The sequence below is a fragment of the Tenacibaculum sp. nBUS_03 genome, from assembly GCF_051201695.1.
Taxonomy (GTDB): Bacteria; Bacteroidota; Bacteroidia; order Flavobacteriales; family Flavobacteriaceae; genus Polaribacter.
Genome location: NZ_CP179214.1, coordinates 3,572,655 through 3,595,797 on the forward strand (window position 1 = coordinate 3,572,655; position 23,143 = coordinate 3,595,797).

Consider the following 23,143-nt stretch of genomic DNA (forward strand, 5'->3'; position numbering starts at 1 on the left):
TAATTCAAGAAACATCTTTAATTCTTAATAACATTTTTCTAGTAAGCAACATCTTTTAAAAGGTGTGTTTTGGCTTTTGTTTTAATTTTTCATTAACTCAAAAAACAAGAAAAATGAGTACACAAAAATTTGCAACCAATGCGTTGCACGCAGGACATGATGTTAAACAAACTGGAGGAACAAGGGCTGTGCCTATTTACCAAACAACATCGTATGTTTTTAATGATTCAGATCATGCAGCGAATTTATTTTCACTAAAAGAATTAGGTTTTATTTACACACGTTTAAATAATCCAACAAATCAAATTTTACAAGATCGTTTAGCAGCCATTGAGGGCGGAACTGGAGCTGTTGTTTTTGCCTCTGGAACAGCTGCAATTTCAACAGGCCTTTTAACGTTGTTAAAAGCTGGAGATCACATTGTAGCTTCAAGTAGTTTATACGGAGGGACTTATAATTTGTTGAATGTGACATTACCAAGACTTGGTATTACAACTACATTTGTAGATGCTTCAAATCCTGATAATTTTGAAAATGCTGTACAAGAAAATACAAGAGCTTTTTTTGTAGAATCTTTAGGGAACCCAAAATTAGATGTATTAGACTTAAAGGCAATATCTGTACATGCAAAAAAAGCGGAAGTACCTTTCATCGTTGATAATACAGTAGCAACACCTGCTTTATTAAATCCAATTGAACATGGAGCAAATATTGTAATTCATTCACTAACAAAATATATTGGGGGACAAGGAAATTCTTTAGGTGGTGCAATTATTGATGCAGGAAACTTTAACTGGGCAAATGGAAAATTTCCAGAGTTTACTGAGCCATCAGCTGGGTATCATGGATTGGTATATCATGAAGCATTAGGAGCGGCATCATATACTTTTAAATTAATCTTAGAAGGGTTGAGAGATTTTGGAGGTGCTTTGAGTCCAACAAATGCTTTTCAAATAATTCAAGGATTAGAAACATTAGAGGTTCGTATTAAAAAGCATAGTGAAAATGCCTTAAAGTTAGCTAAATGGCTCGAAAATCAAAAAGAAGTTTCATGGGTAAATTATCCTGGTTTAGAAACTAGTAAATACAAATCATTATCAAATACATATTTGCCTAAAGGACAAAGTGGTATTGTAACTTTTGGGTTAAAAGGTGGATATGAGGCAGCCAAAACAGTTGCAAATACTACAAAGTTATTTTCATTGTTAGCTAATATAGGTGATACAAAATCCTTAATAATTCACCCGGCAAGTACAACTCATCAACAATTAAGTGATGAAGCTCAGGAAAATGCAGGAGTAACAAAAGATTTAATTCGTTTATCAGTTGGAATAGAAAGTATAGATGATTTACAAACAGATTTAAAAGAAGCTTTTACTAAAATTCCACAAGAAGTTTTAGTTTAAAAAGAAGTTAAGGGGAGTCATGAATATTAAAGAAAAATTAAATCACCTTACTATTTTTAGTTGTATTACGGATAGTGGTGCTCAGTTTACTAATTTACCGTTAAGTTATCAGTTGTTTGGTAAAAAACTGGGTACTGCTCCTGTAATTTTAATAAATCATGCATTAACAGGAAACAGTAATGTGTCTGGTAAAAATGGATGGTGGAAAGAGTTAGTAGGAAATGGAAGAGTTATTGATACCAATGTATATACGATTCTTTGTTTCAATATACCAGGAAACGGATTTGATGATTTCTTAATTGATGATTATAAAAGTTTTGTAGCTCGTGATATCGCTAAAATATTTTTAGAGGGATTAAAATTATTAAATATAGATAAGCTATTTGGTCTGATAGGAGGGTCTTTAGGAGGAGGAATAGCTTGGGAAATGGTAGTGTTGTCTCCTAAAATAACTGAGCATTTTATACCTGTAGCTACTGATTGGAAATCAACTGATTGGTTAATTGCTAATTGTCAAATACAAGAGCAATTTTTAGTGAACTCTAAAAACCCAGTTCATGATGCTCGTATGCATGCAATGTTATGTTATCGTACACCAGCATCTTTTAAAAAACGTTTCCAACGTTCAAAAAATGAGGAATTACAAATTTTTAATGTAGAAAGTTGGTTGTTGCATCATGGAAAAAAATTACAAGAACGTTATCAGTTAGCTTCCTATAAATTGATGAATCAGTTGTTAAAAACAATTGATGTAACAAAAGGAAATAATGGACAAAACGTGTTAGAAACCATTGAAGGAGATATACATATTATTGGTGTTGATTCTGATTTGTTTTTTACTGCGGAAGAAAATAGAGAAACACACAAAGAATTAGCATTAGTGAATTCAAATGTTACCTATAATGAAATAAATTCTGACCACGGACATGATGCATTTTTAATGGAACATGATCAATTAGAGAAAATTATAGAACCAATATTCAGTAAAAATTCAAAACACAAAAAAATGAAAATTTTAAAATTTGGAGGAAAATCTTTGTCTAACGATGGAATACATAATGTAATATCTATTATAGAGCAAAAGATTAATGAAGGTGATAAACTGGCAGTTGTAGTTTCAGCAAGAGGTAATGCTACAGATACATTGGAAGAAATATTATTAAAAGCATCAAAAAATAAAACATATTTAGAGCAGCTAGAAGCATTTAAGTATGAGCAGTCTCAAATAACACCTTTAGTTGATTTTTCGGATGAGTTTTCAAGGTTAGAAAAATTATTTGAAGGGGTAAGTTTGTTAGGAGATTTCAGTGATAAAATAAAAGATGAAGTCTTAGCTCAAGGTGAATTATTGTCTATAAAAACTGTAGCAGAGTTATTGGAACAAAAAGGGATTAATACAAACGCTACTGATGCTAGGGAGTTGCTAAAAACTGATAAGAATTTCGGTAATGCCCAAACAGTTCTTGATATTTCAAAAGAAAACGTAAAGAAGCACTTTAAAAAATTTAATGGTGACACAGTAAATATAGTTACAGGTTTTATAGCTTCTAATACAAAAAATGAAACTACAACACTAGGTAGAAATGGGAGTAATTATACGGCTTCACTTTTAGCAAATTATTTGGATGCTGAAGAATTACAGAACTATACTCACGTTGATGGAATATTTACTGCAAACCCAGATTTAGTTCAAGATGCAAAAAAAATTGAAGAATTATCTTTTTCCGAAGCAAATGAGTTAGCAAATTTTGGAGCAAATATTTTACACGCAAAGACAATTATTCCACTATTGGAAAAAAATATAAATCTTCGTATTTTAAATACATTTAACCCTGAAGATAAAGGGACTTTAATAACCTCAAAATCAAGTTCTAAAGGTATTACATCGTTGTCTGTATTAGATAAAGTAGCTTTGTTAAACTTTGAGGGGAGGGGCTTGTTAGGAAAGGTGGGAGTTGATGCTCGTATTTTTAGAGCATTAAGTAGCCAAGAAATAAGTGTTAGTATTATTTCTCAAGGTTCTTCAGAAAGAGGAATAGGTTTGGTTGTTGATAAAGAAAAAGCAGAACAGGCTGTTCAGGCATTAGAGCAGGAGTTTGAAAGTGATTTATTAACTAAAGATGTGAATCAAATATCTATTATTGATGATGTATCTGTTATTTCTATAATTGGTCAAGATTTAAGTGAATTTCACCACCCCTATAATGCATTAATTAAAAATCAAATTGTTCCTTTATTGTTTAATAATACAATTACAGGTAAGAATGTTAGCTTAGTAGTTAAAAAGGAAGAGCTACATAAAGCAGTTAATGTAATTCATGGACAAGTTTTTGGAGTCGCTAAGAAAATAAATATAGCAGTATTTGGAAAAGGACTAGTTGGAGGAACGCTAATAGAGCAAATTTTAGAGAATGCTACTTCTATTTTAGACAGACGTAAAGTTCAATTAAATATTTTTGCCATCGCAAATTCAAAAAAAGTTTTATTAACAAATACAGGAATAACTGAAAGTTGGGAAGAAGATTTAGAAAATAGTGAAAATAATATACGTACAGTAGAAGCTGTTATAGGTTATGCTAAGAAACATCATTTAGAAAATTTAATAGCAGTAGACAATACGGCAAATAGAGATTTTATTGACAACTATATCCCATTAGTAGAAGCTGGTTTTGATTTGGTTTCCTCAAATAAAATAGCAAACACTGTGTCATATGATTTTTACAAAAAGCTTCGTAAAACACTAGATATTAATAAGAAAAGTTATTTATACGAAACAAATGTAGGTGCAGGGTTACCATTAATTGATACCATTAAATTGTTGCATGATTCTGGAGAAAATATTACAAGAATTAGAGGTGTATTCTCGGGATCATTAAGTTATCTGTTTAATAAGTTCTCAACTGAAAAAGTTGAATTTTCAGAAGTATTGCAAGAAGCTATACATAATGGGTTTACCGAGCCTGATCCAAGGGAGGATTTATGTGGAAATGATGTAGCAAGAAAATTATTGATTTTAGCAAGAGAATTAGATTTAGAAAACGAATTTGAGGATATTACAATAGAGAATTTAATACCTAAAGAATTTAGAAATATATCATCTGGAGAGTTTTTATCGAGCTTAGAAAAACTAAATCCTGTTTTCCAAAAATTGAAAGAGACACAAGAAGAAAATCATGTATTAAGATACATAGGTGATTTATATGGAGATTTATCGCAAACAAAAGGAACTTTAGATGTAAAATTAGTTTCCGTTCCAGTTAGTTCACCTTTGGGAAGTTTGAAGGAATCTGATGCTATTTTTGAAATTTATACAGAGTCTTACGGAGAGCAACCGATTGTAATTCAGGGAGCAGGAGCTGGTGCAAAAGTAACAGCAAGAGGAGTATTTGGAGATATTTTGCGATTGACAAAAAGCAACAGTTAGGCATTCAATGCTATTAAAATATTTAAAATCAAAAATATTTTTGATTTATAAAAACAAACAAACATGAGTAAAAATTTTGAAACACAAGCTATTCGAACGCAAACTGAGCGCTCACAATTTTCTGAGCATTCAACACCTTTATATTTAACATCAAGTTTTGTATTTGATGATGCAGAAGATATGAGAGCTTCTTTTGCAGAAGAAAAAGAAAAGAATTTATACAGTAGATTTTCTAACCCAAATACTACAGAGTTTGTAACTAAAATAGTTACGATGGAAGGAGCAGAGGCTGGGTATGCTTTTGCTACAGGAATGGCGGCTGTGTTTTCAACTTTTGGGGCTTTATTGAACGCAGGTGACCATATTGTTTCATGTAGATCAGTATTTGGTTCAACTCATAGTTTGTTTACAAAATATTTACCTAAGTGGAACATTGAGACTAGTTATTTTAAAATTTCCAAACCTGAAATAATAGAGAGTTTAATTAAACCTAATACCAAGATTTTATATGCTGAAACTCCAACAAATCCAGCTGTTGATATTTTAGATTTAGAACTATTAGGAAGTATAGCAAAAAAGCATAATTTATTATTGGTGATTGATAATTGTTTTGCAACTCCGTATTTGCAAAACCCTATAAAGTTTGGAGCTGACTTAGTTATTCATTCAGCGACAAAATTAATAGATGGTCAAGGAAGAGTTTTGGGAGGAATTACAGTTGGTAAGGCCGATTTGATTAGAGAAATTTACCTTTTTTCTAGAAATACACGAACCAGCAATGTCTCCATTTAATGCCTGGGTACTTTCAAAAAGTTTAGAAACATTGGCTTTGAGAGTAGAAAAACATTGTGAAAATGCCATCAAAGTAGCCTGTTTTTTAGAACAACAACCAAAAGTAAACTTAGTTAAATATCCATTTTTAAAGTCACACCCACAATATGAAATAGCAAAGAAGCAAATGCGCTTGGGTGGAAATATTGTAGCTTTTGAAATCAAAGGAGGAATTGAAGCTGGAAGAAAATTTTTAAATACTATAAAAATGTGTTCATTATCAGCAAATTTAGGAGACACAAGAACTATTGTTACACATCCAGCTTCTACAACACATAGTAAGTTAAGTATAGAAGATAGGTTAGAGGTTGGGATTACTGATGGTTTAGTACGATGTTCTATTGGTTTAGAAAATGTAGAAGATGTTATAAATGATTTAAGTCAAGCATTAAATAATTAGAATATAAATTAAAGTAAAAGTGTATTTTTGTAGTATGCTTTCTAAAAAAACTAAATACGGAATAAAGGCAATGACTTTTATAGCTAGGCAAGATCCGGGGATTAAAGTACAAATTGCAACTATTTCTGAAAAAGAAAACATTTCTCATAAGTTTTTAGAAAGTATACTACTTACTTTACGTAAAGCTGGAATTTTAGGAGCGAAAAAAGGAAAAGGTGGAGGATATTATTTGCTAAAAGATGCAAGTACTATTAAAATGACAGAAGTCATTAGAACTCTTGAAGGTCCTATAGCCATGGTTCCATGTGTTAGTTTGAATTATTACGAAAAGTGCGACGATTGCCCTGATGAAGATGCATGCTCAGTCCATAAATTAATGATTCAAGTAAGAGATAACACACTACAAGTACTACGTAATACTACACTAGCAGATCTTGTTTAGAAGCTTACAAATATTATCTTATTGTTAAAAGTTTAATATTTTCTTTGATATTAATAATCAGTATGTATATTTGTCGACTTAAAACCTAGTATTCCGATAGGGTAAAGGTATTTTAAAAATGATTATAGAACAAATAATAGAAAATAAAGCAAATTATAACGTAGATAAGCGTTCAGAAAAGCCTATAAGAAGTGTTGTTAAATCAATTAGTTGGCGAGTAGTTGGAACGATTGATACCATTCTTATTTCTTGGGTAATAACTGGTGAAGTAAAAACAGCTTTTTCTATAGGAGCAATTGAGTTAGGTACAAAAATGATCTTGTATTTTTTTCATGAAAGAGCTTGGAATAATATAAAATGGGGTAAAAAATGAGCGTAGAAACAATTGATTTAGTAGAAGTAAATAACCAATTAAAGGGAAAGTCACCTCAAGAAATTGTAGCATGGGCTTTGTCAGTGGCAACTAATCCAGTGGTAACAACAAATTTCAGACCGTATGAAAGTGCTATTTTACATTTAGTGGCAACATTGAAAAATAATGTGAAAGTGGTTTGGTGTGATACAGGTTATAATACTCCTCAAACTTATAAACATGCAGAAGAGCTAATAAGTAGTTTAAAGCTTAATATTCATTTGTATGTGCCTAGGCAAACCGTAGCTCATAGAGATATAACCCTAGGCGTACCTTCAATTGAAGATCCAAATCATACAGTTTTTACGGAACAAGTGAAGTTAGAACCTTTTAAAAGAGCAATGAATGAACTCCAACCAGATATTTGGTTTACTAATTTAAGAAAAGGACAAACTGCTTTCAGAGATAGTATTGATATTGTTTCAAAAAGTAAAGATGGAAAGCTAAAAATAAGTCCATTTTATAACTGGTCAGACAATCAACTAGATGCCTATTTGGAAGAGAATAATTTGCCAAATGAATTCAAATATTTTGATCCAACAAAAGTAGAAAGTAATAGAGAGTGTGGTTTACATATTTAAAAAACATGATTATGAATACAAATATAATTAAAGTAGGAGCTTTAGAAAGTGAGGCTATATATATATTGAGGGAAGTAGTCGCGCAATTTGAAAAACCAGTGCTACTATTCTCTGGAGGAAAAGATAGTATAACATTGGTTCGATTAGCTCAAAAAGCATTTTACCCAGCAAAAATACCTTTTCCATTGATGCATATTGATACAGGGCACAATTTTCCTGAAACGATTGAATTCAGAGACCGTTTAGTAAAAGAGTTGGGAGTAGAGTTAATTGTACGAAATGTACAAGACAATATAGATACAGGAAGAGTAAAAGAGGAAACAGGGAAGTACGCGAGCCGAAACATGCTACAAACTGAAACGTTATTAGATGCCATAGAAGAATTTGGTTTTGATGCATGTATCGGTGGTGCGCGTAGAGATGAAGAAAAAGCAAGAGCCAAGGAGCGTATTTTTTCTGTTCGAGATGATTTCGGACAGTGGGATGAAAAAAATCAACGACCAGAATTGTTTGACATGCTAAATGGTAAGATTGATTTAGGACAAAACGTTCGTGTTTTTCCAATATCTAACTGGACAGAACTAGATGTTTGGTCCTATATTAAAGAAGAAGAAATTGAAATACCATCTATTTACTTTGCTCATAAAAGAGCTACGTTTTTAAGAGATGGACTCATTTGGTCAGCAGAAGATGAAGTTGTGTATAGGGAAGATGATGAAAAAGTTGAAGAACGAATGGTACGCTTTAGAACAGTAGGAGATATGAGCTGTACAGCAGCAGTGTTATCAAATGCAGTAGATATAAATACAGTGGTAGAAGAAATTAGAGATTCCTCTATTTCTGAAAGAGGAGCAAGAATAGATGATAAAAGATCTGAAGCTGCGATGGAGAAGCGAAAACAACAAGGATATTTCTAAATAAACAATAATAAACTATTGAAAAAAATAGTTAAAAAATACTAAAATGAACGTACTAAAAATAGCAACAGCAGGAAGTGTAGATGATGGTAAAAGTACTTTAATAGGACGTATTTTGTACGATACGAAATCATTAACAGAAGATAAATTACAAGCGATAGAAAATAAAAGTAAACAAAGAGGATTTGATTATTTAGATTTTTCATTAGCAACAGACGGTTTAGTAGCTGAACGTGAACAAGGAATTACTATTGATGTAGCACATATTTACTTTTCTACACCGAAAACGAGTTTTATTATTGCTGATACTCCTGGTCATATTGAGTATACTAGAAATATGGTAACTGGAGCATCTAATTCCCAAGTTTCTATTGTATTAGTGGATGCTAGAAATGGTGTTGTTGAGCAAACCTATCGCCATTTCTTTATCAATAATTTACTAAGAGTGAAAGATATAGTGATTGCAGTTAATAAAATGGATTTAGTAGATTATTCACAAGAGAAGTTTAACCAAATAAAAGATGAAATTGAGTATTTGGCAAGTAAAAGTGAATACCAAAATCAAAATTTAACTTTTATTCCTTTATCCGCTTTAAAGGGAGATAATGTAGTTGAGCTATCTGAAAAAATGGACTGGTATCAAGGGAAACCATTATTGAGTCATTTAGAAAGTTTAAGTTCTGAAGATATTAATACTATTTCACAAGCACGTTTCCCAATCCAAAGTGTTATTAGACCTAAAACAGATGATTATCATGATTTTAGAGGGTATGCAGGTAAGCTTTATGGTGGTGATTTAGCAGTAGGTGATCAAGTAACTATATTACCTTCAAATACGCAATCTAAAGTTAAAAGTATACAGTTTTTTAACCAAAAGTATCAAGAAGCTAAAAAAGGAAGCTCAATAATAGTAACACTTGAAGATGATGTAAATATTAGCAGAGGAGATATGTTGGTTAAAAATGGAGAGGAACCAAAAGTAGTTAAACAAATAGAGGCAACTATTTGTTGGATGGACAAAGAACCACTTAAGGTATCAGAAAAATATTATATAAAGCATGGTGTAAATGATGCTCAAGCTAAAATAACTGATGTATCATCATTAATTCATACTGATTTTTCTGGAGAAGAAAATTCACCAACTGAATTATTATTAAACCAAATAGGGAATGTTTCTTTAAGAATTAGTAAACCACTTTTTATAGATACATATAAAGAGAATAAATCTAATGGAGCATTCATAGTTATTAACCCAAAAACAAACAATACCGCAGGTGTTGGTTTTATTAAGTAAAAAAATAAAACGATGGCAATAATAATAACAGATGAATGTATTAATTGTGGAGCTTGTGAACCAGAATGCCCTAATACTGCAATTTATGAAGGAGCCGATGACTGGAATTATAGCCAAGGAACATCTTTAGAGGGGGAAGTTCAATTACCTAGTGGTGAACAAATAGATGCCGATGAAGTTCAAGAGCCAGTTTCTGATGAATATTATTTCATAGTTCCTGATAAATGTACTGAATGTAAAGGGTTTCACGAAGAACCTCAATGTGCTGCAGTATGCCCTGTAGATTGTTGTGTACCTGATGATAATCATGTAGAAACAGAAGACGAGTTATTAGCAAAACAACAACTATTACACAATTAGTATTAATGCTTTTACAAGCAAATAATTAAAAATCATGCAAAGTTTTAGATCAGAAATAGAGAATCCGGTTGTAGAAAAAGATATCCTTGAATTAGAACGTAAAATAAGTTTATTTAAAGAAGGAAAGATAGATGAAGAGCGTTTTAGAAGCTTACGTTTGGCAAGAGGTGTATATGGTCAACGCCAATTAGGAGTACAAATGATTCGTATTAAATTACCCTATGGAAAAGTATCTAGCGAACAATTACATAGAATAGCTGATGTTTCTGATGAATATTCAAGGGGGCGGTTACATATAACTACACGTCAAGATATTCAAATTCACTATGTAAGTTTAGATAGAACACCTGAATTATGGGCTCAATTAGAAAAAGATGATATCACATTACGAGAAGCATGTGGAAATGCTGTTAGGAATGTTACTGCCTCAGAAACAGCAGGAATAGATATCAATGAACCTTTTGATGTGAGTCCATATGCACATGCTACTTTTGAATTTTTCTTACGCAATCCAATTTGTCAAGAAATGGGACGAAAGTTTAAAATGTCATTTTCGGCAACTGATGAAGATACTGCAATAAGCTTTATGCATGATTTAGGTTTCATAGCTAAAAATAAAATAGTTGAAGGAAAAGCAATAAAAGGATTTAAAGTTTTATTAGCTGGAGGATTAGGTTCTCAACCTCGCCATGCAGACGTAATGTATGAGTTTTTAGAAGGCGATTTGTTAATACCAACAATCGAAGGAGTTTTGCGTGTATTTGATCGTCATGGCGAACGTTCAAAAAGAGCAAAAGCACGTTTAAAATTTTTGGTAAAAGATTTAGGGTTAGATAAATTTTTAACTTTAGTTGAAGCAGAAAGAAAAGCATTGGTTTATCAGTCTTACCCTATTGATACATCAAAGTTTGAACAAAAAATTAATTTTGAAACTTTACAAGCTCCATCAGTAGTAATAGCAGACCAAAAAGCATACGAAAAATGGAAGAAAGTTAATGTTATAAAACAGAAGCAACATGGTTTATATGCAGTTGGAATTAAAGTTCATTTAGGAGATTTTTATACAGACAAAGCACGATTATTAGCTGATTTGATAAAGAAATATGCAGCAAACGAACTACGTTTTACATTAAGACAAAATATATTAATTCGCCATGTTAGAGAAGACTTTTTGCCTTTCTTTTATGTAGAGTTACAAAAATTAGGGTTCACCGAGGTGGGGTATAATAGTACAGCTGATATTACAGCATGTCCTGGAACTGATACGTGTAACTTAGGTATTGCAAGTAGTACAGGAATTGCTGGAGAATTAGAGCGTGTTTTTAAAACAGAATATCCTGAATATCTTACTAGTAAAGAAGTAACCATAAAAATTAGTGGTTGTATGAATGCTTGTGGTCAACATAATATGGCACACATAGGCTTTCAAGGAATGTCTGTAAAAGTAGGGAAATTGTTAGCGCCTGCATTACAAGTATTAATAGGAGGTGGTATTGTGGGGAATGGAAACGGTAGATTTTCAGACAAACTAGTAAAAATACCTAGTAAAAGAGGACCAGAAGCTTTAAGAACTTTATTAAACGATTTTGAAAGTAATAAAGAAGAGGAAGAGGATTTCTTAGCGTATTATGATAGAAATGGGAAAACATATTTCTACGATATTTTAAAACACTTGTCTGATACCACCAATTTAAATGAAGATGATTTTATTGATTGGGGACATGATAAAAATTACGTTAAAGCAATTGGAGTTGGTGAATGTGCAGGTGTAGTAATAGATTTAATTGCAACCTTACTTTTTGAAAGTGAGGAGAAATTAGAAAATGCGACTGAGGCTTTTAAACAGAAACAGTGGTCTGATAGTATTTATCATGCGTATTCTGCGATTGTAAATACAGCAAAAGCACTGTTAACATCTGAAGGGAAAAAGACAAATACTCAGGCAGGAATCATAAGGAATTTTGATGAAGTGTTTGTTGAAACAAAGAAAATTAAATTGTCAACAACATTTTCAGATTTAGTATATCAAATAAATAAAAATCAACCTACTGAAACATTTGCGAATAAATATTTGCAAGAAGCAAAAGCATTTTATAAAACAATAGATGCTTTCCGAAAAGTAGAAGTAGAAAGTTAAAAGGGATAATGATGAAAAAACAACCTAAATTAACAGTAGTAGGAGCAGGCCCAGGAGATGTTGATCTAATCACATTAAAAGCTATAAAAGCATTAAAAAATGCTAATGTAGTTTTATATGATGCTTTAGTAAACCCAGAACTTTTAGATTATATTAATCCAAAAGCAGAATTAATTTTTGTAGGTAAAAGAAGAGGGTGCTACCGTTATCAACAAGAACAAATTAATGAGTTAATCGTGGCAAGAGGATTTTCTCATGGTCATGTGGTTCGTTTAAAAGGAGGAGATCCATTTATATTTGGGAGAGGAGCTGAAGAAATGGAGTATGCAGCCAAATACGGATTTGAAGTAGCTGTTGTTCCAGGAATTTCATCATCATTAGCGGTACCAGCATATCAAAATATACCATTAACAAAAAGAGGTAGTTCAGAAAGTTTTTGGGTCATAACAGGAACAACAAAACAACATAAATTGTCTGATGATGTTAGCTTGGCAGCAAAATCAAATGCTACAGTAGTTGTTTTAATGGGAATGGGAAAGTTATCAGAGATAGTATCTCTTTTTAAAAAAGAAGGAAAGTCTGACCTATCAGTAGCTATTATTCAAAATGGAACAACACCTGAAGAAAAAATAGGAATAGGAACGGTTGCTACTATTGAGGGAGTGGTTCATAAAAATAAATTGAGTAACCCTGCAATTATTGTATTAGGAGAAGTGGTAAAACACCGTCAACAGTTATTGGAAGTAAAACAAGAAGTAGTTTTAAAAAGTGTGGTATGATAGATAAAGAAAGAAATAATTTATATCCTGTTTTTTTAAAGGTAAATGAGTTAGAGGTTTTAATCATTGGAGGAGGTTATGTAGCTGAGGAAAAACTTACTTTTTTGTTAAAGTCAAGTCCTGATGCTAAGGTAACAATGGTTTCTCCCTATTATAGAAAGAATACGATTAAAGAAGCTCAAAAAGCATCAGTAAAAATGATTAAAAATGTTTATAGAAAAGAGTATTTAACAGGAAAGCATATGGTTATTGCTACTACTGATGTTCCTGAGGTTAATGTACAGGTATATAAAGATTGTAGAGCAGAAAATAAATTGGTAAATGTAGCGGATAACCCACCCTATTGTGATTTTTATATGGGAGGAATTGTTACTAAAGGAAATGTGAAAGTTGCAATTTCAACAAATGGGAAATCACCTACAACAGCCAAAAGGTTACGACAATTTTTTGAAGAAGTAATGCCAGAAGATATTAATCAATTAGTAGAAAACTTAAATAGTTTTAGAAAAACAATCAAAGGAAACTTTGAGAAAAAAGTACAAACATTAAATAAACTAACAGAAGGTTTAATCAATTAAAATTCTAATTAAAAATTAGGAATAAGATATCATTTATCAAACAAATTATAGATATCCTTATTTTTAGAATAATCACAAATACATAAAATGATACATACAGATATATTAATTATTGGAGCAGGCCCAACTGGGTTATTTACAGTTTTTGAAGCAGGGTTATTAAAATTACGTTGTCATTTAATAGATGCATTACCTCAGCCAGGAGGGCAATGTTCTGAAATTTATCCAAAAAAGCCTATTTATGATATACCTGCATATCCTGAAATTTTAGCTGGAGATTTAACTAAAAATTTACTTGAACAAATTAAACAGTTTGAACCAGGTTTTACATTAGGAGAACGAGCAGAAACTATTGAAAAGCAAGATGATGGAACTTTTATAGTAACCACAAACAAAGGAACAAAACATCAAGCACCCGTAGTTGCTATTGCTGGAGGGTTAGGAAGTTTTGAACCTAGAAAACCTAAAATAGATAACATCACAAAATTCGAAGACTCTGGAATAGAATATATGATTAAAGAGCCTGAATTGTATAGAGATAAAGATGTAGTAATTGCAGGAGGAGGAGATTCAGCACTAGATTGGTCTATTTTTTTAACAGATGTAGCAAAATCAGTCACATTAATTCATAGAAGAAATGAATTTAGAGGAGCTTTAGATTCAGTTGAAAAAGTTCAAGAATTAAAAAATTTAGGTAGAATTAATTTAATTACTCCTGCTGAGGTAAAGGGGGTTTTAGGAGATGATCATGTAACAGGGGTTGTAATTGAACAGAAAGGACAAGAGCCATATATTCTAGATACAGATCATTTTATTCCATTATTTGGATTAGCGCCTAAATTAGGACCTATAGGAAATTGGGGGCTAGAGATAGAAAAAAATGCAATTAAAGTAAATAATGCTTTAGATTATCAAACCAATATACCTGGTATTTATGCAATAGGAGATGTGAATACATATCCTGGTAAATTAAAATTAATTTTATGTGGGTTTCATGAAGCTACTTTGATGTGTCAAAGTGCTTATCAATTAATACATCCAGATAAAAAATATGTAATGAAATATACAACTGTTGGTGGTGTTCAAGGTTTTGATGGTACTAAAAAAGAAGCCCCTAAGGCAGTGGTAAAAGCCATAGAATAATGGAACAAGATGTTACTATAAAAATTACTGACAGAGAGGGGATAATTCACGAAGTGATAGCACCTACAGATATGGCAATGAATTTGATGGAAGTTGTTCGTTCTTATGAATTAGCTCCTGAAGGAACGATAGGAGTATGTGGAGGAATGGCAATGTGTGCATCGTGTCAATGTTATGTGAAATCAAATCATGAATTACCTGAAATAACTGATGATGAAGACGCTATGTTGGCAGAAGCTTTTGATGTACAGGATAATAGTCGTTTAGGTTGTCAAATTCAAATAACTCCCAGATTAGAAGGGTTAGAGATTGAATTAGCCCCAGAAAGTTAATTTCATTTGTAAAATAAATTTTAAAAATGCAATTTAAAAAGTATGACTTATCTTTAAAAGATGATGTAGAAGTTTTTACAAAGCAATTATTCTATGCGTTATTCAATGATGTTTGTAAAGAAACAGCAAACCATTTAAAAGAGTTATTTATTAATATTTGTAAGGGTTTAGAAATACCTAAAGGAAATGAGATTTGGGCGTTTTACCAACAGTCTTTTTGTGAAATTCGAGATCAATTAGATTTAGATGCTATAGCTTTTGAAAGTACTGATCCTGCTTGTAAAACTTTAGGAGAAGTGTATTTCGCATACCCAGGTTTTCATGCAATAGCTATATATCGTTTAAGTCATGAATTGTATAAAATAGGAGTACCTGTACTACCAAGAATGATGAGTGAGTACGCACATAGTGTTACAGGGACAGATATTCATCCAGGTGCAATTATAGGAGAATCTTTTTTTATTGATCATGCTACAGGTATAGTTATTGGTGAAACGACAATTATAAAAAACAATGTTAAAATATACCAAGGAGTTACATTAGGAGGAATTCAAGTAAAAAAGGAATTAGCATTAACTAAACGTCATCCTACTATTGAAAGTAATGTAACGATTTATGCAAATGCAACAATTTTAGGAGGAAATGTTACAATAGGGAAAGATAGTATTATAGGAGCAAATGTGTGTGTAATTGATTCAGTACCTGAAGGGGTAATTGTAACGTACGAATCTGAAAATAAAATCATAATGAGAAAATCATACGCAAAATGATTTTTATTAAACAAAAGAATTAATGAAAACCAAAACAATAATAGATAGTGTTGGTAATACGCCTTTAGTAGAAATTTCATCACTTATAAATAAAAAAGGAGTACGAATATTACTGAAGCTAGAAGGAAACAATCCTGGGGGGAGTGTAAAAGATAGAGCAGCCTACAACATGATAGCTGAAGCTATTAAGCGTAAAAATATCAAGAAAGGTGATTATTTAGTAGAAGCCACTAGTGGAAACACTGGTATCGCTTTAGCTTTGATGGCAAAGGTTTTAGGAGTGAATATGGTTTTAGTAATGCCCGAAAACGCAACTGAAGAACGTATTAAAACTATGAAATCGTATGGTGCTGAGGTGATTTTAACACCTGAAAATAAGGGTATTGAGGGGTCAAGAGACAAAGCACTTGAATTGCGGTATAAAAAAGGATACTTTATGTTAAACCAGTTTGAGAATAATGATAACTGGAAAGCACATTATAAAAGTACAGGTCCTGAAATATGGAATGATACTGAAGGTGAAGTTACACACTTTGTTTCTGCAATGGGAACAACTGGAACTATTATGGGAGTTTCAACCTATTTGAAAGAGCAAAACTCTAATATTAAAATAGTAGGAGCTCAGCCTAAAGAAGGTTCTAGAATTCCAGGAATACGAAGGTGGTCACCTGAATACTTACCAAAAATTTACGATAGAAAAAAAGTAGATAAAATAGTAGAAGTAAGTAGAGAAGAGGCAACAAAGATGACCCGTAAACTTGCCAAACAAGAAGGTATAATGGCTGGAATGAGTAGTGGTGGTGCTTTGCATGTAGCATTAGACGTAGCTAAAACAATAGAAAAAGGAGTAATTGTAGCTATCGTTTGTGATAGAGGAGATCGCTATTTATCTTCAGAGTTATTTGAATATTGATAAACAAAAGACTTTTTTTTATTGATAAATAAAAAATAATTCGTTTATTTGTAATATATTATTGTTCATTAACTTAATGATGTTATCAAGAAAGGTGGAGGGATTAGACCCAACGAAACCTTAGCAACCCTTTGTGTAAACAAAGAAGGTGCTACATTCTACTGTGAGAGCAGGGAGATAACGGAAAGAATTTTACTTCTCTTTTCCTGATAACATTACTATTAAATATCAGGAATGTCAAACATTTATAAAGAAATACAACAACGAATTCTAGTGCTCGATGGAGCAATGGGTACCATGCTTCAGGAATATAAATTTACTGAAGAAGATTTTCGTGGAGAACGTTTTAAAGATTACCCTTCACCTTTACAAGGTAATAACGATTTATTGTCAATAACTCAACCTGAGGCGGTAAAAGAAGTTCATAGAAAGTATTTTGCTGCAGGTGCAGATATTATTGAAACAAATACTTTTTCTGGAACCACAATTGCCATGGCAGATTACCAAATGGAAAATTTGGTATATGAGCTAAATTATGAATCAGCAAAAATAGCGAAAGAAGTAGCTCAAGAGTTTACAGAAAAAGAGCCTCATAAACCTAGATTTGTAGCAGGTTCGATAGGACCAACCAATAGAACAGCAAGCATGTCTCCAGATGTTAATGATCCTGGATATAGAGCAGTAACTTTTGATGAATTACGGAAAGCTTATAAAGAACAAGTAGAGGCTTTAATTGATGGAGGAGCGGATATTTTATTAGTTGAAACTATTTTTGATACTTTAAATGCAAAGGCAGCTTTATTTGCTATTGAAGAAGTAAAAGGAGAGCGAAACATTGATGTTCCTATTATGGTTTCTGGAACAATAACTGATGCTTCTGGTAGAACATTGTCAGGACAAACAGCTGAAGCTTTTCTTATTTCAATTTCTCATATTCCTTTATTATCTGTAGGGTTTAATTGTGCTTTAGGAGCTAATCTTTTGCAACCTCATTTAGAGGCAATTGCTTCAAAAACAGATTTTGCTATTTCTGCTCATCCAAATGCTGGATTACCAAATGCTTTTGGTGAATATGATGAGACACCCCAAGAAACAGCAAGTCAAATTGAAGAATATTTAAAGAAAGATTTAATAAATATTATTGGAGGTTGTTGTGGAACAAGACCTGCTCACATTAAAGCTATTGCTGAGTTAGCTTCTAATTATAAGCCAAGAAGAATTTTAGAATTAAAAAAGTAGGTAATTATGATTAATAAAAATATAGAATGGTTATTAACTTCTTTCAAAGAAATAATATATATGGCTGTTTATAAAGAATGTCATGTATTTGAAGCTGTCAGCTAATTTAACTGAATATTCAAAACAGATTACAAAATTATTAGATGTTGAATTTCCTGAATTATATAGATAGATGATTGAAGAAAGAAAAAATATGAAATTAAGTGGTTTAGAGCCCTTAATAATTACGCCTGAAAGTAATTTCATAAACGTAGGAGAGCGAACTAATGTAGCTGGCTCAAGAAAATTTTTACGATTGATTAAAGAAGAAAAATTTGATGAAGCTTTGGCTATAGCAAGACACCAGGTTGATGGAGGAGCTCAAATTATCGATATTAATATGGATGATGGCTTAATTGATGGAAAAGAAGCCATGGTACGTTTTTTAAATCTTATAGCTGCTGAACCAGATATTTGTCGCGTTCCTATTATGATAGATAGCTCAAAATGGGGAATTATTGAAGCTGGTTTACAAGTTGTTCAAGGAAAGTCTGTTGTAAATTCCATTAGTTTAAAAGAAGGTGAAGAAAAATTTATTTGGGAAGCTACTCAAATAAAGAGATATGGAGCAGCAGTGATAGTAATGGCTTTTGATGAAGTAGGGCAGGCTGATAATTATGAACGAAGGATAGAAATAGCTGAGCGTTCATATAGAGTATTGGTAGATAAAGTAGGGTTTCCTTCTGAAGACATTATTTTTGATTTAAACATATTCCCTGTTGCTACTGGTATGGAAGAACATCGTAAAAATGCGATAGACTTTATTGAGGCCACTCGCTGGGTACGTGAAAATTTACCTAATGTAAGTGTGAGTGGAGGTGTTAGTAATGTGTCATTTTCTTTTAGAGGAAATAATAGTGTAAGAGAGGCAATGCACTCTGTTTTTTTATACTACGCCATTCAAGCAGGAATGAATATTGGAATTGTAAATCCTACGATGTTGGAGGTGTATGACGATATTCCAAAAGATTTATTAGAACATATTGAAGATGTAATTTTAGATAGACGTGATGATGCTACTGAACGTTTGTTAGATTTTGCTGAAACAGTAAAGGGAAAAAAGAAAGAAGATGATGGAAAAGCATTAGAGTGGCGTAAATTACCATTGCAAGAAAGAATAACACACGCTTTAGTAAAAGGAATAGATACTTATATTATTGAAGATGCTGAAGAAGCACGTTTAGGTGTAGAGCGACCTTTACATGTAATTGAGGGGAATTTAATGGTGGGAATGAATGTTGTAGGAGATTTATTTGGTGCAGGAAAAATGTTTTTACCTCAAGTGGTAAAATCTGCACGCGTAATGAAAAAAGCTGTTGGATATTTAAACCCTTTTATTGAAGCTGAAAAAGGAGAAAAACAACAAGCCTTAGGAAAGGTTTTAATGGCTACTGTTAAAGGTGATGTTCATGATATTGGTAAAAATATTGTTTCTGTAGTATTAGGTTGTAATAACTATGAAATTGTTGATTTAGGGGTTATGGTACCTCCCGAAAAAATTATTGAAACAGCCAAAAAGGAAAATGTTGATGCCATAGGATTAAGCGGTTTAATTACACCTTCTTTAGATGAAATGGTGTATTTAGCTAAAGAAATGGAGCGCCAAAATTTTGAAGTTCCTTTATTAATTGGAGGAGCAACAACCTCAAAAGCACATACAGCTGTTAAAATTGACACGCAATATAAAAATGCGGTAGTCCATGTAAATGATGCTTCTAGGGCGGTTACTGTTGTGGGGGATTTGTTAAATAAGAATACCAAAAATGAGTATGTAGCAAAACTTAAAAAAGATTATGAAGAGTTTCGTGAAAAGTTTCTTAAAAGAGGAAAATCGAAAGCATATATAACTATTGAAGAGGCTCGTAAGCGAAAGTATAAAATAGATTGGAATACATCAAATATTTCAAAACCAAAAGAGCTTGGAGTTCAAACATTAAAGCAGTTGAGTTTAAAAGAGTTGATACCGTTCATTGACTGGTCTCCTTTTTTTAGATCTTGGGATTTACATGGGAAATTTCCTGCTATTTTGGTTGATGATATTGTTGGTGAACAGGCTACTAGTTTGTACGAAGATGCCCAAAATATGCTTCAAAAAATTGTTGATAATCAGTTACTAAAACCTAAGGCTATTTTTGGATTGTTTGAGGCCAATACCATCAATGATGATGATATCTCAATTAAGAAAAAAGGAGAAGAAATTGCTGTTTTTAGAACACTTCGTCAACAATTAAAAAAGAGAGATGATAAACCAAGCTTTGCTTTATCAGATTTTATAGCCCCATCAGAATCTAATAAAACAGACTATATGGGAGCATTTTGTACAGCTATTTTTGGTGCTGATGAATTAGCGAATACCTATAAAAGCAATGATGATGATTACAATGGAATTATGGTACAGGCCATTGCTGATCGTTTTGCAGAAGCTTTTGCAGAGTATTTACATCATAGAGTGCGAACAATACATTGGGGATATTGTGCAGATGAAAATTTATCAAATGAAGATTTAATAAAAGAAAATTATAAAGGTATTCGTCCAGCTCCTGGGTATCCAGCTTGCCCTGATCATTTGGAGAAAGAAACAATTTGGGAGTTGTTAAATGTTGAAGAAAAAATTGGAGTAACCTTAACAGAAAGCCTAGCAATGTGGCCAGCTGCTGCTGTTTCAGGATACTATTTTGCAAATGAAGAAGCTAAGTATTTTGGAGTAGGGAAAATAACTGATGATCAAGTAAGAGATTTTGCAACTAGAAAGAATATTTCTCTAGATAAAGCAAGGAAATGGCTTCATCCAGCAATTGCTGACAATTAAAAAGGTAAGAGTGAATACAAAATTTATAGAATTAAATGTAAAAAATCATATTATTTCTCATGGGTATGATGAAAATAATAAAGAAATTACTGAGGAGGTAATTGTAGGGGAATTCTCTCCAAAAGTAATAGCAATCAATAAAATTAAATCTTTAAGTAATAAATATGTACTAACTGATTATATAGATGAAAGACTGATTTATTGGGAATATCAAGAACCATATGATTTTGTTAAAAAACAATTATTAGAAAAATGAAAGTTACCGACCATATAAGAAAAGCAAAAGATAAAACGTTGTTCTCTTTTGAAATAGTCCCACCACAAAAAGGGCAAAATATACAAGAGCTATATGATAATATTGATCCTTTAATGGAATTTAAACCTCCTTTTATTGATGTAACAACATCAAGGGAAGAGCATGTTTATATACCAAAAGAAAATGGACTGTTAGAACAGAAAATAACTAGAATGCGTCCTGGAACTGTGGGGATTTGTGCATCATTAAAATACAAGTATGATGTAGATGCAATTCCACATGTTTTATGTGGTGGATTTACAAAAGAAGAAACAGAATATGTATTGGTTGATTGTCATTATTTAGGATTAGATAACGTGATGGCCTTGAGAGGAGACGCAAGAAAAGATCAGCAATATTTTAAAGCTTCTAATGGAGGAAATACTTACGCTTCTGATTTAGTAGGGCAAATTAGTGATTTAAATAAAGGGAAATATCTACATGAAATTATAGAAACCCCTTATAAAGCTAACTTTTGCATAGGGGTTGCTGGGTATCCAGAAAAACACCTAGAGTCACCGAGTTTAGAGAGTGATTTAAAACGATTAAAAGAAAAAGTAGATGCTGGTGCTGATTATGTAGTAACTCAAATGTTTTTTGATAATTCTAAATATTTCAATTTTGTTAAGAGAGCGAAAGAAATAGGAATCAATGTACCCATTATCCCAGGAATAAAGCCCTTAGCAGTAAAAAGACATTTACACATTTTACCACAAATTTTCAGATTAGATTTACCTCAAGATTTAGTAAATTCAGTTGAAAACTGTAAAAATAATAAAGAAGTAAGGCAAGTGGGAATTGAATGGGCTATTCATCAAAGTAAAGAGTTAATAAAAGCAGGAGTTCCTGTGGTACATTATTATTCAATGGGAAAATCAAGTAATATAAAAGCTATTGCTAGTGAAGTTTTTTAATTCAATTTTTAAAATAGTGCCCCTTTTTGAATGCTATTTAAAAAGGGGAATTACTTTAAGTTTTTTTTATTCATAAAAAACAGCCATTTCATCTAAAGTTTTTCTTTTTAAATCAGGTACATAAACAGGAACTTTTGGGTACCCAACAGGAAGCAATAAAAAAGCTCTTTCATTAATTGGTCTATCTAATATACTTGCTAAAAAATTCATAGGACTAGGAGTATGTGTAAGTGTTACTAACCCCGCATTATGAATAGCTGAAATAAGCATTCCGCAAGCAATTCCTATTGATTCATTTACATAGTAATTATTACATTTTTCTCCGTTTACATCAAAATCATATGCTTTTTTAAAAACAACAATTAACCATGGCGCATCTTCTAAAAAAGGTTTATGCATATCAGTGGCCAAATGCTCAAGATCTTTTTTCCAACGTTCGCTCATTCTACGTTCATACCCTTCTTTTTCCTCAATTTCAGCGGCAATTTTGATTTTAGCTTTTATAAAAGGATTAGATACAGCACAAAATGTCCAAGGTTGATGATGTGCACCAGAAGGAGCAGTTGATGCACTTTTAATAATATTTTCAATGACCTCTTTTGGTATTGCCTCGGAGGAGAACTCTCTTACAGATCTTCTTTTGTTAATCCATTGATAGAAAATCTTACTTTTTTCAATCATTTCTTTTTTGGATATTTTAATTGAATCAAATTTGATATGATTGTATCCATTGATATTGATGCTTTTTGAAAGTCCCATTTTATTTATTTTATATGTTCTCTCCTTAATTTATGATTTAAGTTAAGGTGTTGTAAATTATTGTTTTAGACTGTTAAGTTAAGCAATTATTTTTATAGTTTATTATTGATTGAAACTGTAAAGTATAATAATAAATGACAAGTAAAGTGTCTTAAGGGCTTATGATGTAAAGCACTTAATTTTCTTCTTTTTATTTTTAGAAGTAGATATTGGAATTTTTATTTAAAAAGCTTGTTTTGAAGGGTAACTAAAATTTTAATTGGGGTATTTTAATCTATTATTTTATTCAATAAATGTCAATATTGTAAATAATAAAACTTAATTTTAAAAAACATTAAAAGTAGGTGTCATCTCCTCATTAAAAATTAA

Annotated in this window: 20 protein-coding genes, 1 pseudogene and 1 riboswitch; of the genes and pseudogenes, 20 read left to right on the forward strand and 1 reads right to left on the reverse strand. The window is 31.7% G+C overall.

Annotated features, from left to right (window positions below; genetic code table 11):
* Positions 1-113: 113 nt before the first annotated feature.
* From ACMFBB_RS16235 to metF, 20 genes and pseudogenes are all read left to right on the forward strand, one after another.
* Entirely contained in the window at positions 114-1,406 is a 1,293-nt protein-coding gene (locus ACMFBB_RS16235; RefSeq protein ID WP_435261786.1) for an O-acetylhomoserine aminocarboxypropyltransferase/cysteine synthase family protein, read from the forward strand.
* 25 nt (positions 1,407-1,431) lie between these two features.
* A complete protein-coding gene (gene thrA, locus ACMFBB_RS16240) occupies positions 1,432-4,830 on the forward strand; it encodes a bifunctional aspartate kinase/homoserine dehydrogenase I (protein WP_435264322.1) in 3,399 nt (1,132 codons plus the stop codon).
* Between the two features lie 63 nt (positions 4,831-4,893).
* Positions 4,894-6,061: pseudogene (locus ACMFBB_RS16245) on the forward strand (trans-sulfuration enzyme family protein).
* 34 nt (positions 6,062-6,095) lie between these two features.
* Positions 6,096-6,503, forward strand: a complete 408-nt coding sequence (locus ACMFBB_RS16250) for an RrF2 family transcriptional regulator (protein WP_435261787.1) — start codon at positions 6,096-6,098, stop codon at positions 6,501-6,503.
* A gap of 118 nt (positions 6,504-6,621) precedes the next feature.
* A complete protein-coding gene (locus ACMFBB_RS16255) occupies positions 6,622-6,876 on the forward strand; it encodes a DUF2061 domain-containing protein (RefSeq protein WP_435261788.1) in 255 nt (84 codons plus the stop codon).
* The gene (locus ACMFBB_RS16260) at positions 6,873-7,496 is read left to right on the forward strand and encodes a phosphoadenosine phosphosulfate reductase family protein (RefSeq protein ID WP_435261789.1); all 624 of its coding nucleotides are present in this window, start codon (positions 6,873-6,875) and stop codon (positions 7,494-7,496) included. Before ACMFBB_RS16255 ends, ACMFBB_RS16260 begins: the two co-directional genes overlap by 4 nt.
* An 11-nt stretch (positions 7,497-7,507) precedes the next feature.
* Entirely contained in the window at positions 7,508-8,413 is a 906-nt protein-coding gene (gene cysD, locus ACMFBB_RS16265) for a sulfate adenylyltransferase subunit CysD (RefSeq protein ID WP_435261790.1), read from the forward strand.
* A gap of 46 nt (positions 8,414-8,459) precedes the next feature.
* Positions 8,460-9,707, forward strand: a complete 1,248-nt coding sequence (locus tag ACMFBB_RS16270; RefSeq protein WP_435261791.1) for a sulfate adenylyltransferase subunit 1 — start codon at positions 8,460-8,462, stop codon at positions 9,705-9,707.
* 12 nt (positions 9,708-9,719) lie between these two features.
* A complete protein-coding gene (locus tag ACMFBB_RS16275) occupies positions 9,720-10,067 on the forward strand; it encodes a 4Fe-4S dicluster domain-containing protein (RefSeq protein WP_435261792.1) in 348 nt (115 codons plus the stop codon).
* A gap of 34 nt (positions 10,068-10,101) precedes the next feature.
* Positions 10,102-12,204 (forward strand): HEPN domain-containing protein, encoded by a 2,103-nt coding sequence (locus ACMFBB_RS16280; protein WP_435261793.1) that lies wholly within the window; start codon positions 10,102-10,104, stop codon positions 12,202-12,204.
* A gap of 11 nt (positions 12,205-12,215) precedes the next feature.
* The gene (gene cobA, locus ACMFBB_RS16285) at positions 12,216-12,983 is read left to right on the forward strand and encodes a uroporphyrinogen-III C-methyltransferase (protein WP_435264323.1); all 768 of its coding nucleotides are present in this window, start codon (positions 12,216-12,218) and stop codon (positions 12,981-12,983) included.
* Positions 12,980-13,561, forward strand: coding sequence for a precorrin-2 dehydrogenase/sirohydrochlorin ferrochelatase family protein (locus ACMFBB_RS16290; protein ID WP_435261794.1), 582 nt, complete (start codon positions 12,980-12,982; stop codon positions 13,559-13,561). Before cobA ends, ACMFBB_RS16290 begins: the two co-directional genes overlap by 4 nt.
* An 87-nt stretch (positions 13,562-13,648) precedes the next feature.
* Entirely contained in the window at positions 13,649-14,704 is a 1,056-nt protein-coding gene (locus ACMFBB_RS16295; RefSeq protein WP_435261795.1) for an NAD(P)/FAD-dependent oxidoreductase, read from the forward strand.
* A complete protein-coding gene (locus ACMFBB_RS16300; RefSeq protein ID WP_435261796.1) occupies positions 14,704-15,036 on the forward strand; it encodes a ferredoxin in 333 nt (110 codons plus the stop codon). Before ACMFBB_RS16295 ends, ACMFBB_RS16300 begins: the two co-directional genes overlap by 1 nt.
* 26 nt (positions 15,037-15,062) lie before the next feature.
* A complete protein-coding gene (epsC, locus tag ACMFBB_RS16305; RefSeq protein WP_435261797.1) occupies positions 15,063-15,806 on the forward strand; it encodes a serine O-acetyltransferase EpsC in 744 nt (247 codons plus the stop codon).
* A gap of 22 nt (positions 15,807-15,828) precedes the next feature.
* Positions 15,829-16,719 (forward strand): cysteine synthase CysM, encoded by an 891-nt coding sequence (gene cysM, locus ACMFBB_RS16310; protein ID WP_435261798.1) that lies wholly within the window; start codon positions 15,829-15,831, stop codon positions 16,717-16,719.
* Positions 16,720-16,798: 79 nt separating this feature from the next.
* Positions 16,799-16,903, forward strand: a riboswitch (SAM riboswitch).
* Between the two features lie 50 nt (positions 16,904-16,953).
* Positions 16,954-17,958 carry a homocysteine S-methyltransferase family protein gene (locus ACMFBB_RS16315; RefSeq protein ID WP_435261799.1) on the forward strand — a complete coding sequence of 335 codons (1,005 nt, stop codon included), beginning with the start codon at positions 16,954-16,956 and terminating at the stop codon, positions 17,956-17,958.
* 172 nt (positions 17,959-18,130) lie between these two features.
* A complete protein-coding gene (metH, locus tag ACMFBB_RS16320; RefSeq protein WP_435261800.1) occupies positions 18,131-20,806 on the forward strand; it encodes a methionine synthase in 2,676 nt (891 codons plus the stop codon).
* A gap of 10 nt (positions 20,807-20,816) precedes the next feature.
* Entirely contained in the window at positions 20,817-21,062 is a 246-nt protein-coding gene (locus tag ACMFBB_RS16325) for a hypothetical protein (RefSeq protein WP_435261801.1), read from the forward strand.
* Positions 21,059-22,015, forward strand: coding sequence for a methylenetetrahydrofolate reductase [NAD(P)H] (gene metF, locus ACMFBB_RS16330; RefSeq protein ID WP_435261802.1), 957 nt, complete (start codon positions 21,059-21,061; stop codon positions 22,013-22,015). The genes ACMFBB_RS16325 and metF overlap by 4 nt, the downstream gene beginning before the upstream one ends.
* A 66-nt stretch (positions 22,016-22,081) precedes the next feature.
* Here metF and ACMFBB_RS16335 read toward each other — a convergent pair whose 3' ends face one another.
* Positions 22,082-22,774, reverse strand: coding sequence for a nitroreductase family protein (locus ACMFBB_RS16335; RefSeq protein ID WP_435261803.1), 693 nt, complete (start codon positions 22,772-22,774; stop codon positions 22,082-22,084).
* Positions 22,775-23,143: the final 369 nt, after the last annotated feature.